Below are 14715 nucleotides of genomic sequence, written 5' to 3'. Positions count from 1 at the left end.
ATTTTTTTCATTTTTTAACTCTCTAATAAGTACTAAATTATTCATTACAGATAAAATTCACATGATCATGTACACATGTATGAATATTGACAAAGAATATTTCATTCAACAAAGACTATCTTTATTGAACACACCAATAAAATTTAAATAATTTTCGAAAATAGATCAATTACGAGTTCGTAAAAATTAACCCACTTTGAGATACCTAACATCCCTTTAATGCTATACATCTAAGCTCCTAGTGCTCGTACAGATCAACATCAAGAATAACTTTAAAAACTGTTATACAATAATTTTTTTCAAAAAGTTTAAGAACCACATCTAAAAAAATTTTAGCTCAATTTTCTCAAGAATCAGAATATAACTTGTTCATTTGCAGAGAAATATCATTCATCAACTGCACGCTGGATATGACCAATAATCAGATCAAATAGCACAGGGACTGCATCAGCTGAAATAAAATGCCCTAATCCAGCAATCAAGACAAACCTAGAGCCTTTAATTGCTTTTGTAGTTGCATACCCACCACTGGGTGAAACCAATACGTCTTTATCACCATGTATCACCAAAGTTGGGGCTGTAATTTTGTTTAATTCTTTTGTTCTGTCACCTGATTTCATTATAGCGGCTATTTGACGCAATACCCCTTCATGAGACTGTTTTGATGAACGTTGCCACGCTAATTCTGCATAATCATTAAGAGCTACGCGGTCCATTAAGAACTTAGTTGAACCAATGTACTTTGCAGAATAAATATAATTTTTAATCCAAGCTTTTCTATGCACTACAGGCTTTCTCAACATTAATAAACTTACAAATTTATTAGGTTGTCCAACATTTAAGGCTCCTGTCGTAGAGAATATCGATGTTAAGGATATAGATCTATCTGGATATTTAGCTGCAAACGTTTGTGCGATCATCCCCCCCATAGACATTCCGACTAGATGGGCGGCATGAATATTTAAATGATTCAAAAGATAGACTAAATCATTTGCCATATCACTCAAGTCATAAGCCTTGGCGTTTGGCCTCCGTAATAAAATTTGAAATCGAGTTGGAGTCGGTTGCAATATACTCGAAGAACGTCCAACATCTCGATTATCAAATACAATAACTTGATAACCATATAGTACAAGTAGCTGTATTAAATTCGGAGGCCAATAAATAAGCTGTAATCCTAAACCAGCAATTAAAACCAGGGGCTCATCCCCAGAGTTTCCGAAACGACGATAGCAAATTTTTCGATCATCTGGTAACGAACAGAAAAGGTCTTCGCCTTGTAATACAGTTTGAATTTTAGAATTCATTTTCAAGAACTCTTGAAGTATTTTTAAGCAATGCTATATCAACGTCTCACCTCAAAAAAGTGTGCACTTTCAATTTGTATAATGCAAATCGAAGATTGTCCTAAGTTAACAATGAATTTGACCGAATTTAACCTGACTTTATCTTAGATAAAGGCATACCCTTGACGTGCATTAAAAAAGTAGGTTTAAAAAATGATCAATTCAATCCATCATTTAAATTGTGGGTCGATGTGCCCATATTGCCAAAAGTTGGTAAACGGAACAGGTTCATGGCTCGAGTCTGGAAATATTCCTTGTCATTGCCTACTACTAGACACATCCCACGGCCTTATTTTGATAGATACTGGATTTGGCACCAAAGACGTTCAGTCACCAAACAAAAGACTTGGAAGATTATTTACTTCATTTGCCAAACCAAAACTGACATTGAAAGAGACAGCAATAGATCAAATTGAACAGCTGGGCTACAGCTCTAAAGATGTTACCCATATATTTCCTACGCATTTGGACGTTGACCATATAGGTGGATTAGATGACTTCCCTTTTGCCAAAGTACATATTTATAGGCCTGAAATACAACAATTAATAGCTCCAATATCATTTATAGAGAAAATGAGATTTAGAAATCCTCCCTCAAAAAATTGCCCACAATGGGTTATTCATGAAACGACTAATCGTACTTGGTTTAATCATGCCGTTATACAGCCGATTCCTGAAATTTCTAATATTTATCTATTGCCTCTTATAGGACATACTAAAGGTCACGTAGGTGTTGCTGTTAAAACAGAAAATAAATGGTTATTACATTGTGGCGATGCATATTTTCATAGAGGACAAATCACAGATGAGCCAGTCCCTTATGGCTTAAAAATATTTGAAAGAATGGCGGCAGCCGATAAAAAAGAGCGCACTAAAAGTTTAGAATTGCTACGTAAGCTATATAAAAATTATGATAAAGAAATCGAGATCTTTTGCGCCCATGATCCAAAGGAGTTTGAATATTACTTAAACAAATAAAATAACTATTTGAAAATATATTAAATTACATTTTTAGATTGGACTAAGGTAGCCACTCTATAATTAGAAGGTGTGGTACCAGTCCACTTTTTAAATACGCGAGTAAAATTTGCAACATCATTATAGCCTAAACTTAACGCAATTTCAGAGACGCTTAAGTTTGTATTATCCAGTAAACTCATTGCCTCGTATCTTTTTAAATCCTCAAGTAAAGCTGAAAAACTGGTATTTTCATTATTCAATTTTCTACGTAATGTTCTTGGCGAAATATTTAAGAGAAGTGCCACAGCATCAAGAGAACGATATTTTTGTTCCTTCTGAACCAAAATTTCTTTAACTTTTTGGGTCATTTTCTCCTGCAATCCTAAGGCAAGGAGCTCCTCTTGACAGCATTGCAAAGCCGTTTGAAGCCCTAGTTGGCTTGCCATTGGTAATGAATTATTCAATAAGTAAGATGGAAACCTAATTTGAGTCAATGGCATACCAAATCGAGAATTCTTTATTCGGTTAGTTATGACATGAGCGTAATCTGGAGCATCCCCCTCGAACCAAACCTCACCTAACTCTAAAATTTTAGGTTCGAGTGTTATACATCCTTTATATAAACTTGCTAGTGTAGCTTCAAAAATAATCCTTCTTAAATTAGCTTCAATCGGAAGATTTATGTTTAATGTTATAATACATAAGTCATTACTATAGTTGACATTAACTGAGAACTCTCTGGCAACCAAGTCCCAATATAAAATACATATTTGAATAGCCTCACTTAAATTATTACTAGAAAGAATAGCTTGCCCAAGATTACCATAAGCCGTAATTGGTAATCGCCAACCAACCTCAAAGCCAATCTCATGCTTTGGAGTAAGTGTCAATATCTCAATCAATAACTTACCAAATTTATGTAATGAAATTCCGCGCTTGGCAATAATATCGGACTCTACAATGCCATAACGATGCATGATTGATTCAACTGGCAAACCTATTTCTTTTGAATAGTTGATCCATGTAAGTGGAAAATGTACTGCAATAAGTTTAGTCATCAAATGGGGCTTTTCCTTTTGCATATGGTTGCCTTATTTCCTAAACAACAAATTCACTGCATACATTTTGACCGAAAATGACAAAACTTGCGACCTTTTCTTCTATCACCATAATTTTTGTAATTTGTTAAATTTTCTTAAATTCAGATTATGGAATTTTATCAATGCCAAACTTACATGATCAGGTTATTGCAATTACAGGGGCTGGTTCAGGAATTGGAAGAGCACTAGCAATCCAACTTGCAAAAAAAGGTGCCAAACTTGCTATCAGTGATATTGAAGCAAACAATCTAGCCGAAACTGAATCAATCTGTCGTCATGTTGGTTCTCAAAATGTTTGGGCAGAACAACTCGATGTTTCAAATCGCCAGAATGTACATGATTGGGCACATGCTATTTTTACCAGATACGGCAAAGTGAATGTCATTATTAATAATGCAGGGACCTCATTAAGTAGCACAGTCATAGATCTAAACTATGAAGATTTCGAATGGCTAATGAACATTAACTTTTGGGGTGTTGTCTATGGTTGTAAAGCATTTCTCCCATATTTAGAAGAAGGAAAGAGCCATATTATTAATATTTCAAGTCTCTTTGGACTCATTTCTACACCTACTACAAGTGCATATAACGCCAGTAAATTTGCTGTTAGGGGGTTCACAGAATCACTAAGTCAAGAATTAATGATCATGAATAAAGGAATTCATGTGACCTGTGTACATCCAGGAGGAATAAAAACGAATATTATTAATAATGGACGTATCATTGCCAACCCGAGTTGGGGGATAAAAAATATAAAAGACTCTAACTTAAACTTTCAAAAACTCGCACGTACATCACCAGAACAAGCTGCCGAAAAAATATTATCAGTAATTGGAACACCTAATAAATCAAGACTCCTAATCGGTAGCGATGCCAAACTTCTTGACCTATTACAAAGAATTATACCTTCAACTTATCAAATAATTGTAGCCAAGGCGAGTGCTAAGCACCGCAATGTTTTATTGTGAGGAAATGAAAATGCGTAATCATAAAGATACAAAACAAGCAACATTAGCAATTAGCCAAAGAATTACAGTTCGTCAAATGGATTCTGAATTTACAACTGATATTCCCAAGTATTGGGCTAATAACAACCCATATTTAACCTCCCTACTAGCAGCGTTTTCTGTTGGCTTTCCTTCTGGAGAACGTTTTTTTATTGATAGCGTGCGTTATTATCAATCACAAATCCATGATCCAATTTTAAAAGATGAAATTAAAGGATTTATTGGACAAGAAGCACAACATACAAAAGAGCATATAACTTTTAACAATTTTTTAGAAAAGCATGGTTATCCAGCTAATCAGCATGCGGAATCGGCAAAAAGACTTATAACAAGACTCCAAAAAAAATCATCACCTGCTAGAAATTTAGCGCGAACCGCTGCTCTAGAACACTTCACAGCTATTATTTGTAGTTCCATCTTAGAAAATTCAGAGTTATTAGAATCTACTCACCCTCTTGTTGCAAAACTTTGGGCATGGCATGCGATTGAAGAGGTTGAACATAGAACTGTAGCTTTCGATGTTTATAAAAAAACGGTAAATAATGAAGCAATCCGCATTATTGAAATGGTACTTGTTACCATAGGTTTTATATTTAATATTTCAATACGTAGTACACGTATGCATATTGCAGCAGGTGGTAAATTAGATATCAAACAATTCGCTAAAGCTCTTAATACTTTATGGGGACGTCCAGGTATTTTTAGAAAAGTAATTCCACAATATTTCTCATACTACAAAAAAGGTTTCCATCCATCTCAACATGAAAATAGTATGTACCTAGAAAAGGCCAAAACATATTGGTTATTTGAAAGCAATAGTTTAAGAAGCTAAATTTTAAAAAAATGGAATTAATAATTTCATTAATTCCATTATAAAACCAGAATAAAAAACCTAGCTTATTATTTAATAATTATGATTATAAGGTCACCATATAATTATAATCAACTTAAACTTCTATTTACAACTAATTAAAACTTTGGAACCAGTTGGAAACATCTTTAAGAAAATAGTCTGGTGGATAATGTCCTGTTGTATCTCCACCTCCTGAATATTCATCATCCTTAAATAAAGTGAATCGGACTGGAGCTACTTTACAATTTGTGTACTCAGTAGTTCCTTTTCCTATTTTCTTACCAGAGGCAGCGCTACATCCATGATTTTTAATCCAAAATTCATTTTGTTGCTTTCCAAATAGCGCACTATAATTATCATTTTTATAAAAATGAGTATCTGATAAACCAAAGACGGTCCAAACTGCTGGCTTACCTTTACATTTAACGAGTGTATCATCGCTATTTTCAAACCAATAAGGTCTATTTGCAGCAACTGGTGCGATCGCTCTAAAGTTATTTCCTAAAAAGCATCCTACTACTGCAGTCATATCTCCGCCCCAAGAATGACCAATAGCAAATACTTTATTAGAATCAATAGAATAAGTCCGCTTAGCTAAAGCAAGTAACTCTTCGGTGAATTTAATATCATGAAGACCACCAAACTCATCACCGTTTGGTCCTAATGCCCACCCACGATCAGATCCCCAACGCCATTTTTGATCCGGATAAATAAAAATTGTATCCTTCATATTCTTTTCTAATCCTGGTGCATCATCATTCCAACCTAAGCCAAACCACTCCCTCATTTCCTGACCAGTTGAATCCGTACCAGCAAAAGCTATTACAAGCTTATATTTTTTCTGAGGATTATAATCCTTAGGTAAGGTTACGTAATAACTTCTATTTCCACCAGCTTCTTTTGAAAAATTACTGCTTAATTGTCCTTTAGGAGTTGAAGCCGCAAAAGACATTGAAGTAAAAAAGAAAAAAAGAGTACTGAGCTTAAATAAATTTTTCATAAACATAAGAATCACCATTAAAATAAATGTTTAATTATTTTTTTAGCGCACGAATAATTGCATCAAAACCATCAATAGTATAAGAATCAATCTCGCTATTATCAGCATTTGGCAAACTAGATTGCTTAACAATAACAACTCTTTCTTTCGGATTAATATAAATCCATTGTCCATATACACCAATTGCCATATAAGCCTTATCTTCCCCACCTCTTACCCAGTATTGATTCTTATAACTCCATCCTTTCATTATTGACTTTTCATCCTGACTACGGGCAAATGCTACAAGATCACCACCATTTTCAACTTCAGTTATTAGCTGTTTCGGAATAATTTCTTGGCCATTGAAAGTTCCTCCATTTAATAAGGTTTGTCCATACTTAGCTAAGTCGATAGCAGTCGCATTCAATCCACCACCACAAAAAGGTGTTCCATTAGGCGTTACGAGCACATAGGCATCTCGTGTTGCTCCAATCTTTGACCAAATCTTTTCAGACAAGAGTTGATCAAATGATTTTCCAGACGCCTTTTCATTCAATAAACATACGACATCAGTATTTGGTGTGACGTAATGAAACTTTTCACCATGCTCACCTTTTTTCTTCAAACTTTGTAAAAACTGAAGCATAGTCGTTTCATTTTTTTTATCTGTTAATCCTATAACAGGAATATATCTACTCACCTCTGATTTAGGGTCAGCATAATCTTCAGAGTATTTTAAACCAACAGTCATATCCAGTACTTGATCAACCGTCGCATCTCCATAAGCAGAGTTCTTTAATTCAGGTAGATATTCCGATACCTTAGCAGCACGATTTAATTTGTCCTCACTTATTAATATTGCAGCAATTGTCCCTGCAAATGACTTCGTCACAGAATTTAACTGATGTTGGGTACGTTGATTCTGTCCATCAAAATATTTTTCGTAGACTAACTGGCCATCTTTTAATACAACTAATGCATCGGTACTAGTATTTTTCAACATTTCGCCAACAGTTGAACTGGTTTTTTTACCTGTAACATAATTTTTGTATTCGAAATTAAAATTATCAAGATTTACACTATTAGTGGCTTTTTTAAAATTGAATTCTGCTGCTCCCCCCTTATCAATACTTTTTGTGGGCAAAAATTCTTCCATGTGTTTAAAACCATATCGAATGTTAGACGGATATAGAATTGTTCCTTTATTTACATTCATTTCGGCTCTAGTCTTCCCAGCAGAAGTAAAATTTTGATTTTTCCCAATAATACTTTCTTCTGATTTTGCCAATGTAAGTTGTGCTTGAGCTAACATAAAACTTACTGTAATAACTTTTGAAATATAACTTATACGCATTTAGCAACCCTTTTCTACAATTCAAAAAAGACAAATAAATTAGAACTTAAATTGTTGCATAATGTAATTAACAACACTAAAATAAATTTAGTTATCTACATTAAAAAAAGACAAAAAAAAACCTTAATTAAATAATTTATTTAATTAAGCATATAATTAAAGAATTATATTGCTCTATTATTTTAATACATTTACAATTAAGATAAAGATATTAGCCATCGGTTTGGACGATACCTATGCGTTATTCATTTGAATCACTCATCGCTTTTCATCAAGTTGTTTTAACAGGATCTTTTTCAACTGCTGCCAGAAAACTACATAAGAGTCAGTCGACCATTAGTAGCTTGATTGCAAACTTAGAAGCTGATTCCGGTATAAGAATATTTGAGCGCAATGCAAAAGGTGTCAGCTTAACTAAAGAGGGTGCAAAGCTTTTACCATATGTTAAAGATGTACTAAGTGCAGCGGAAAATCTAGAGAACATTTCAAGTAGATTAATGGAAAAAACTGAATCTTCTATTACTATAGTTTTGACAGATTTATATTATATTCCTAATCATAATCATATTTTAAAGGAATTTGAGCAACTTTTTCCTGATGTTATATTAGAATGTCTAGTAGCTGAAGAAGAAGATGTTTTACACCTTATTCTCAACAATAGAGCCTCAATAGGTATCATTCGCTCACAAACAAATTACCCTGATGAGATCCATTCTTGTAGACTCTCTGCTGAAGCAGAGTTAGGTATTTTTGTAAGCCAACAACACCCTTTACTGCAAAATAAATACACTCATCTCGCCCAACTTAAAAACTATCGTGAAATTAAATATGGCCCTAAAATTTTGCAAAAAAATATAGAGCAGAGCAATAAAGTTTGGTCTTCATCTTCCTATGCTTTTCTAATAGATATGGTCGAACTTGGATTTGGATGGGCAATATTGCCAACAAATTTTGTTGAATTGTACGGTTCTAAACAAATTCGTCAACTAAAAGTTAATGGTTGGCCACAAGCACACAAACTCGATCTTATATGGTCCAAAGTTAATCCACTTGGCGTAGTAGGAAAATGGGCTTTAGAACAATTATTATATCATGAATACTAAAATTTAAATCTATTTAAATACATGCTAATTACCATCTAGTTTTTTCTATCTTTTAGATAATTATTAAGCTAATTTAATGGTAATTACTCCAGCAACAATTAAGAAAATTCCAATATATCTCATAAGGGAAGACGGATCTCCGAAAAAGATAACTCCAATAGTAAAAGTACCAATCGTTCCTATACTGGTCCATACAGCGTATGCAGTCCCCATAGGTATTTGCTTTTGTGCCAAATAAAGAAAGAAACCACTAGCCAAAATGAAAAATAAAGCTATTGATGCACCTACAATTCTTAAATCAGGATTTTGTGCATATTTTAATCCTAAAGGCCAACCAACTTCCAACAATCCAGCTACAATAAGATAAAACCAAGCCATATTAATATCCTTCAACCACGTTATGATAAAAATTTTTAAAAAGCTGGAATAAATAAATATTAATTATTCCAGCGATAGACAGATAGTTTTAAAAAAGTTTCGTTATTCCAAAAATCACTTTAGATTCAGAAAGTTTAATCTGATTTTGAGCCATTGCTATATTTGAGTTAACATAGGAGAGATCAAAAATAAAATTATTGTAACTCATATTCCCTCCTATTCTATAATCATAATAGCTATCCTTTTCATCATTACCAAAAGCTTTAGCATAGTTCTCTTTATTTGAAAATTTATTATATGCATATTGAGCATAAAAATTCAGATTATCTGTAATTGGTTGCGTATAATTAACTTCATAACTAGCCGCTTTACCTGAATCAAAAGAGTATTTAGGTGAATAAAAATTTGAAAATCTTAACAACTCATTATTATTAAAAATATTGGATATTAAAAGACTAGCTGCAAATACATCAAAATTAGCTGTTGGTAGCTCCCCAACATCTAATCCTGGATAGCGAATTTTTACATATTTTAAATCTGTGGTAAAATTTTCATTAAATTTATGTTGATACCCTATCATATAGTTTAGCTCTAAACTTCCAGAGCTTCCTAAATTAGCATTAGATGCAAAAATTTGCCCATATAGCCCAGACTTATGATCGACTCTAAAACTTCCTTGAATAGCCGGGTTATTATTGGTTTGTGAGAAACCATGTAAATAATAATCCGTTAACATTGTCATAGACCCACTTCCAGAAAAAGAATCAAGAATCTCTTCTGCATTTTTTGCTTCCACATTGGACATTACTATTATTGAAGTAAAAATCCCTAATAAAACCTGAAATCTCATTAAAATCATCCTTAACAAATTAAAATCCCCACAACTAAAAAATAATAATATTACCCCTCCATTTATTCTAATATTTAAAGTTACACTACCATACCAACAACTATGATAGTGTGGATCCAACTTCATAATTATTTAATTTTAGGAGTTACATCAATAAAGCGACTAGAATCATTAAATAAATTAAATTGAACGCTATTATTAAATCCAACTTTTTTCAAATCAACCACCTTTACATTATAATTAGTTGAAGTTCGATAATAATATTTCAAATTTTTTAGATCTATCACACTAATCCATGTCGTTTCTTGTTTTGCATCTCCACGCCCTTGATTTACATCTTCTGCATACGTAGGAACACCACGAGGATAATCAATATTATTTAATAGTCCAATAGACTGATTCACAGCCATAACATTATTTGTTGCTTTAGGCAGCAAGCTTTTTAAAACTGAAATTTTTTGAAATCTTTGAGTAGAACCATATCCACCAGATAAATTATTAAACTCTCCAGCAGTATTGATATTTTTTAAATTTGGATTTTTCTTATAAAGTTGATCTAGTTGACTCAACTGTTGATCAAATCTTGGATCATTTGTCAGAACTCTATTCTTTGTATTATCAAAAATCTTTATTTCTTTATTAATAAATTCAACCACATAGTTTGCACCTGAAGCATCTGTAATGGAAAAATGAATCGGAGCTTGACCGCCTAGATTTTTTACGATTGGCGCATACACATTAAGCTTTTTTAAATTTTCAACAATATCTTTAGCAGATGAAAATTGTCCTAACCCCCAGTTTAAAAGATGCGTATTTGGAATAGAATTTTTCAGTTTTTTATTATCAGGATATTCTCCACTGGCAAACCATAAAACTGCCATGCTTACGCCTTTTTCATTAACACCTTCTGTTACTAGATTGTCATAGGTCCTAATACCTGCAAACCCATATTTTGATGCTGGTATATTATTAATAAATTTACTTCCTTTCTTATAAATAAAAAACTCTGAAGGAAGTGATTCCCAATTTTTTGTATTCACGCCAAACTCCATTGACCTACCATTTATAAAACTTCCATTACTCTCGATTTGAAAGTGTATACAAGCCAATGTACTGAATGATGTAAGTGTAGTAACTGCAAATACTGCGAGTTTCATTTTCATTTTAACCACCTAAATTAAAAAATTTTCAACAGGTTTCCTACAATTACCTTTAAAATTAAAAAATCAAGATAATGAATCATAAACCTAACTACCATTTATAATTATAAACAAAACTTAAAAACCTAAAAATTACCTACCATCGATTTAATCAATACCTTTATAAAATTACAGCTATCCATTATAAAATATAAAAAAAGCAGTGATTTTAGAACCACTGCAATGCAATAAGTATAGTGAACTATGTCAAACCAATTAATTTAAAATCCTGAAAACCAACTTGGTATTTCTTTAAGATAATAATCTGGCGGAGCATGATTATTAAGATTCCCCCCACCACTGTATTGCCCTCCATCATATAGAGTTAAAATGACTGGAGATACTGTGCATTGTGTATAGTAGGTTGTTTCATTGGATTGTGTTTTTCTAGATTTATTACAACCGTGATTGTTTAACCAAAAGTCATTTTGTTGCTTACCAAAATCTCCATTTATACTTATCCCATTTTCAACTTTGTTAAAATGATCATCTTTCAGACCAAAAAGAGTCCATACTGCAGGTTTCCCCTTACAACCAACAGCATTATTTTTATTATCGTAGAACCAATAAGGATGATTTGCAGCAACTGGAACTATTGCCGTGAATTCATCTCCTAGAAAACATCCAACAACTGCAGTCATGTCTCCTCCCCATGAATGTCCTGTTGCAAATACTCTCTTTGGATCAATTGAATAGTGTGTTTTAGCGTAGTGAAGTAATTCTTTTGTAAATTGAATATCTTGATTTCCAGAATATCTATCAGCATTCGGTCCTAAGACCCACCCTTTTACTAGATTACTATTAAACTTCCACTCACTTAGTTGATCTGGATATATAAAAATAGTGTCTTCCATTTGTTGCTCAAGGCCTTTGACTTGATCACTCCAACCTTTGCCAAACCATTCTTGCATTTCTTTGCCTGTAGTATCTGTTCCAGCAAATACCAAAGCGAGCTTATATTTTAAATTAGGATCATAATTTTTAGGAAAAGTGATTACAAAGCTTCTTTCACCACCTGCACTTGGAGAAAATGTATAATTAAAACGTTTAGTTCCAACATAAGATGATGATTCTTTATCATAAGTTCCACAAAGCTCAGTCTTAACGCATTCATCTTTTTTAATATTTAATTTTTGATTTGTACTCGATTCATTATCGCCACATGCTACAAGCAGAGATGCTATCAAGATTGTATATATATGCTTCTTATTCATATAGTTTACCTAAGTTGACCAGATTCGGATAATTAAATCTAAATATTCATTAGTACATCAATCTTAAAGGGTAATTTTACAGGTCAAAGTTACCAACTATCGATTTGGTCGATACCAAATAAAATAAAATTTCTGACAATGATTTATGATATCTCAAATTCAAGTTTGCTTTTAAAATAAAATTAAATTTAAATACTTGAAATAATTGTATTTAAATTCATATTAACATTATCTAAGGTGCTACTAAATTATAAATTATGTGATTTTTTCCTATAATTTGAAGGAGAGCTTCCAGTCCATTTCTTAAATGCTCTTGTGAAGTTAGAAATTTCATTATATCCAAGCATATCAGCAACTTGCCCAACGCTAAAATTTGGATCATTTAATAATCTGGATGCATCTCTTTTACGTGCTTGTTCAAGTAGAGCCGTGTAAGACACTCCTTCCTCAGAAAGACGCCTACGCAATGTTCTTGAAGAAATATTCAAACATTTTGCTAGCTCATTAAAATTCGGATAACCTTTTTGATTTTTAAGGATAATTATTTTTTTTACCTTGTTGGCTACAAGATCTGCACAATGTAATGTCTCTAGTGCTGACTCACAGTGTAATAGGGAAAAATTGAGCCCAGCTGTGCTTGCCATCGGCAAAGAACTATCTAAATTTTCACTGTGAAAGCTTATCCTAGTGACAGGCATACCAAATTGAACAGATGGAATATGTCTTTTTATTTTTTCAGAATATATCGGTTCCTCCTGTTCTAACCAAACTTTCATAGAATCAAGATTTTCATTAGAAAGCAATGAACATCCTTTATATAAACTAGTAACCATTGATTCAAGCAGTATATTCTTAAGTTCTTCATCAATATCTTTCAACAAAGTTAATGCAATTACACAAAGTTGATTTTCAAAAGTAACTTCTATAGAAACAGCCTTAGCTATAAGTAACCAATACTTTTGACAAATGTCCAAAGCATCTTTCAATGATTGACTTGCTAATATAGCGCTACCAACATTCCCATAGGCTGTAATTGGTAATCTCCAACCAATATCAAATCCAATTCCACTATCTGGTAAAGAATCTGAAATAAACTTCAATAAAAGAATAAAATTGCTTAACTCCATCCCTGATTCGACAATAACATCTTCCTCAATCTGAATCCTTTTTTTATAAGCAAAATCATCTATTTGTAGCCCTTTTTCTCTAGCATATGCAATTACTGTAATAGGATAGTGACTAGCTAGTCTTATTTCATTTTTTTGAATCATAAGAGACGCCTATAAAAAATATATAGCTAAATTAATTGATTACCTGAACTTCTACCTATGTCAATAAACCAAGCACTATTTTTTCCCATCTTTATCTTAGTACGTTTCATAAAATTCAGAAATGGCCAAAAATGATAAAATTATGTCATTACTGTGATTTTCTAGACTCGAAATAAATAAATTAATATTAGTTTGTAAAAATAAAGCTAGCTAGATTTGAAAATTAGCTTTCTATAATTCGAGATTAAAGGAAATCATTATGTCTTCACCTATTGTAAAGCTTGAAGAAAAAGTCACACAGGAAATCCTAAAAGGTGCTTTTACTGAAGGCAAACATCAAGAAAATGCTCATTTCACTATGATGGATGTTGCAATTGACCCTGAAAAAGCTAAAAAACTCTTACCAATGGGAATGAAACTAACAAACCCTGCAAAAGGTATACTTTATGTCGCTAATTTTGATAAACCTAACTTTACCCAACCTTATAAAGAAGCCGGACTGTTGCTTCATGTATCTAAGTATGGGTTGAGTGAAGGATATTATTGCTGCTGGATGCTTGTAAATGATGATACGGCCCTTATTTATGGTCGCGAAATTGTCGCATTCCCTAAGAAAATGGCTGACATCACATATGATGACGATGGTGAAGTTGTTCATTCAACAATTCATCGTCGTGGGATTAATATTCTAGATTTAAAAGTTAAACGAAAAAATAGACTAGACACCCCTGAACCTTTTTGGGGAAGAAAAATGTTTAACATCGGGGGGTTCTTTCAGTTCTTTGCCTTTCTGAATGTTGTTTGGAGTCTACATGGACAAGAAGAAATTCTTTTAGCATATGAAGCAGAAGCTGAATTGACTCTTAAAGGATCAGAGTTTGACCCTATATCAGAAATCATCATTGGACAACCCTTAAGAACTCGCATAGCTAAACTCAATATTCTAGGTGCCAAATACTTTTTCCCATCAGGACTTGCTGGCCTAGCATGGTTTAGCAGAACAATCTCTATGCGATACCGTTAATCTATTATTAATATTTTTTTTCAATTGTTTTCTAGAAAATATTTTTAAGCTTAGCAGAAATAAACTACCACCTA

At 32.8% G+C, this 14715-nt stretch carries 15 protein-coding genes; 5 read left to right on the top strand and 10 right to left on the bottom strand.

What is annotated here, in order from left to right; translation table 11 throughout:
- Nucleotides 1-386 precede the first annotated feature (386 nt).
- Nucleotides 387-1307 (bottom strand): alpha/beta fold hydrolase, encoded by a 921-nt coding sequence (locus A9Z07_RS04470; RefSeq protein WP_069577189.1) that lies wholly within the window; start codon nt 1305-1307, stop codon nt 387-389.
- Nucleotides 1308-1503: 196 nt separating this feature from the next.
- The gene (locus A9Z07_RS18090; protein ID WP_264754274.1) at nt 1504-1626 is read right to left on the bottom strand and encodes a hypothetical protein; all 123 of its coding nucleotides are present in this window, start codon (nt 1624-1626) and stop codon (nt 1504-1506) included.
- 14 nt (nt 1627-1640) lie between these two features.
- On the opposite strand from A9Z07_RS18090, the gene A9Z07_RS04465 reads away from it, so the two are divergent.
- Nucleotides 1641-2324, top strand: a complete 684-nt coding sequence (locus A9Z07_RS04465; RefSeq protein WP_264754273.1) for an MBL fold metallo-hydrolase — start codon at nt 1641-1643, stop codon at nt 2322-2324.
- 20 nt (nt 2325-2344) lie between these two features.
- On the opposite strand, the gene A9Z07_RS04460 is transcribed toward A9Z07_RS04465, so the two are convergent.
- Nucleotides 2345-3388, bottom strand: coding sequence for a helix-turn-helix domain-containing protein (locus A9Z07_RS04460; protein ID WP_069577182.1), 1044 nt, complete (start codon nt 3386-3388; stop codon nt 2345-2347).
- Between the two features lie 140 nt (nt 3389-3528).
- Here A9Z07_RS04460 and A9Z07_RS04455 point away from each other — a divergent pair, with 140 nt between their 5' ends.
- Nucleotides 3529-4374: an SDR family NAD(P)-dependent oxidoreductase gene (locus tag A9Z07_RS04455; RefSeq protein ID WP_069577180.1), complete on the top strand. Its 846-nt coding sequence runs from the start codon at nt 3529-3531 to the stop codon at nt 4372-4374.
- Between the two features lie 10 nt (nt 4375-4384).
- On the top strand, nt 4385-5245 hold the full coding sequence (locus A9Z07_RS04450) for a metal-dependent hydrolase (RefSeq protein WP_069577178.1): 861 nt from the start codon (nt 4385-4387) through the stop codon (nt 5243-5245).
- A 133-nt stretch (nt 5246-5378) separates the two neighbouring features.
- Here A9Z07_RS04450 and A9Z07_RS04445 read toward each other — a convergent pair whose 3' ends face one another.
- A complete protein-coding gene (locus tag A9Z07_RS04445) occupies nt 5379-6272 on the bottom strand; it encodes an alpha/beta hydrolase family esterase (protein ID WP_069577176.1) in 894 nt (297 codons plus the stop codon).
- Nucleotides 6273-6300: 28 nt separating this feature from the next.
- Nucleotides 6301-7602: a serine hydrolase domain-containing protein gene (locus A9Z07_RS04440; protein ID WP_069577174.1), complete on the bottom strand. Its 1302-nt coding sequence runs from the start codon at nt 7600-7602 to the stop codon at nt 6301-6303.
- Between the two features lie 236 nt (nt 7603-7838).
- On the opposite strand from A9Z07_RS04440, the gene A9Z07_RS04435 reads away from it, so the two are divergent.
- On the top strand, nt 7839-8705 hold the full coding sequence (locus A9Z07_RS04435) for a LysR family transcriptional regulator (RefSeq protein ID WP_069577173.1): 867 nt from the start codon (nt 7839-7841) through the stop codon (nt 8703-8705).
- A 63-nt stretch (nt 8706-8768) separates the two neighbouring features.
- On the opposite strand, the gene A9Z07_RS04430 is transcribed toward A9Z07_RS04435, so the two are convergent.
- The 5 genes from A9Z07_RS04430 to A9Z07_RS04410 all read right to left on the bottom strand — a co-directional run bounded on the left by A9Z07_RS04430 (nt 8769) and on the right by A9Z07_RS04410 (nt 13617).
- The gene (locus tag A9Z07_RS04430) at nt 8769-9083 is read right to left on the bottom strand and encodes a DMT family transporter (protein WP_069577172.1); all 315 of its coding nucleotides are present in this window, start codon (nt 9081-9083) and stop codon (nt 8769-8771) included.
- A gap of 88 nt (nt 9084-9171) precedes the next feature.
- Complete coding sequence (locus A9Z07_RS04425) at nt 9172-10059, bottom strand: TorF family putative porin (RefSeq protein WP_081406407.1); 888 nt, start codon at nt 10057-10059, stop codon at nt 9172-9174.
- A 2-nt stretch (nt 10060-10061) separates the two neighbouring features.
- Nucleotides 10062-11096, bottom strand: a complete 1035-nt coding sequence (locus tag A9Z07_RS04420) for a linear amide C-N hydrolase (RefSeq protein WP_069577170.1) — start codon at nt 11094-11096, stop codon at nt 10062-10064.
- 257 nt (nt 11097-11353) lie between these two features.
- Nucleotides 11354-12346 (bottom strand): alpha/beta hydrolase family esterase, encoded by a 993-nt coding sequence (locus tag A9Z07_RS04415; RefSeq protein WP_069577168.1) that lies wholly within the window; start codon nt 12344-12346, stop codon nt 11354-11356.
- 248 nt (nt 12347-12594) lie between these two features.
- Entirely contained in the window at nt 12595-13617 is a 1023-nt protein-coding gene (locus tag A9Z07_RS04410; RefSeq protein WP_069577163.1) for an AraC family transcriptional regulator, read from the bottom strand.
- 259 nt (nt 13618-13876) lie between these two features.
- On the opposite strand from A9Z07_RS04410, the gene A9Z07_RS04405 reads away from it, so the two are divergent.
- Nucleotides 13877-14641, top strand: coding sequence for an acetoacetate decarboxylase family protein (locus A9Z07_RS04405; RefSeq protein ID WP_069577161.1), 765 nt, complete (start codon nt 13877-13879; stop codon nt 14639-14641).
- Nucleotides 14642-14715: the final 74 nt, after the last annotated feature.

This window comes from Acinetobacter sp. YK3 (genome assembly GCF_001729365.1).
Taxonomy (GTDB): domain Bacteria; phylum Pseudomonadota; class Gammaproteobacteria; order Pseudomonadales; family Moraxellaceae; genus Acinetobacter; species Acinetobacter vivianii.
The sequence above is the reverse complement of the archived record's forward strand: the minus strand, read 5'-3'. Positions and strand labels throughout refer to the sequence as shown.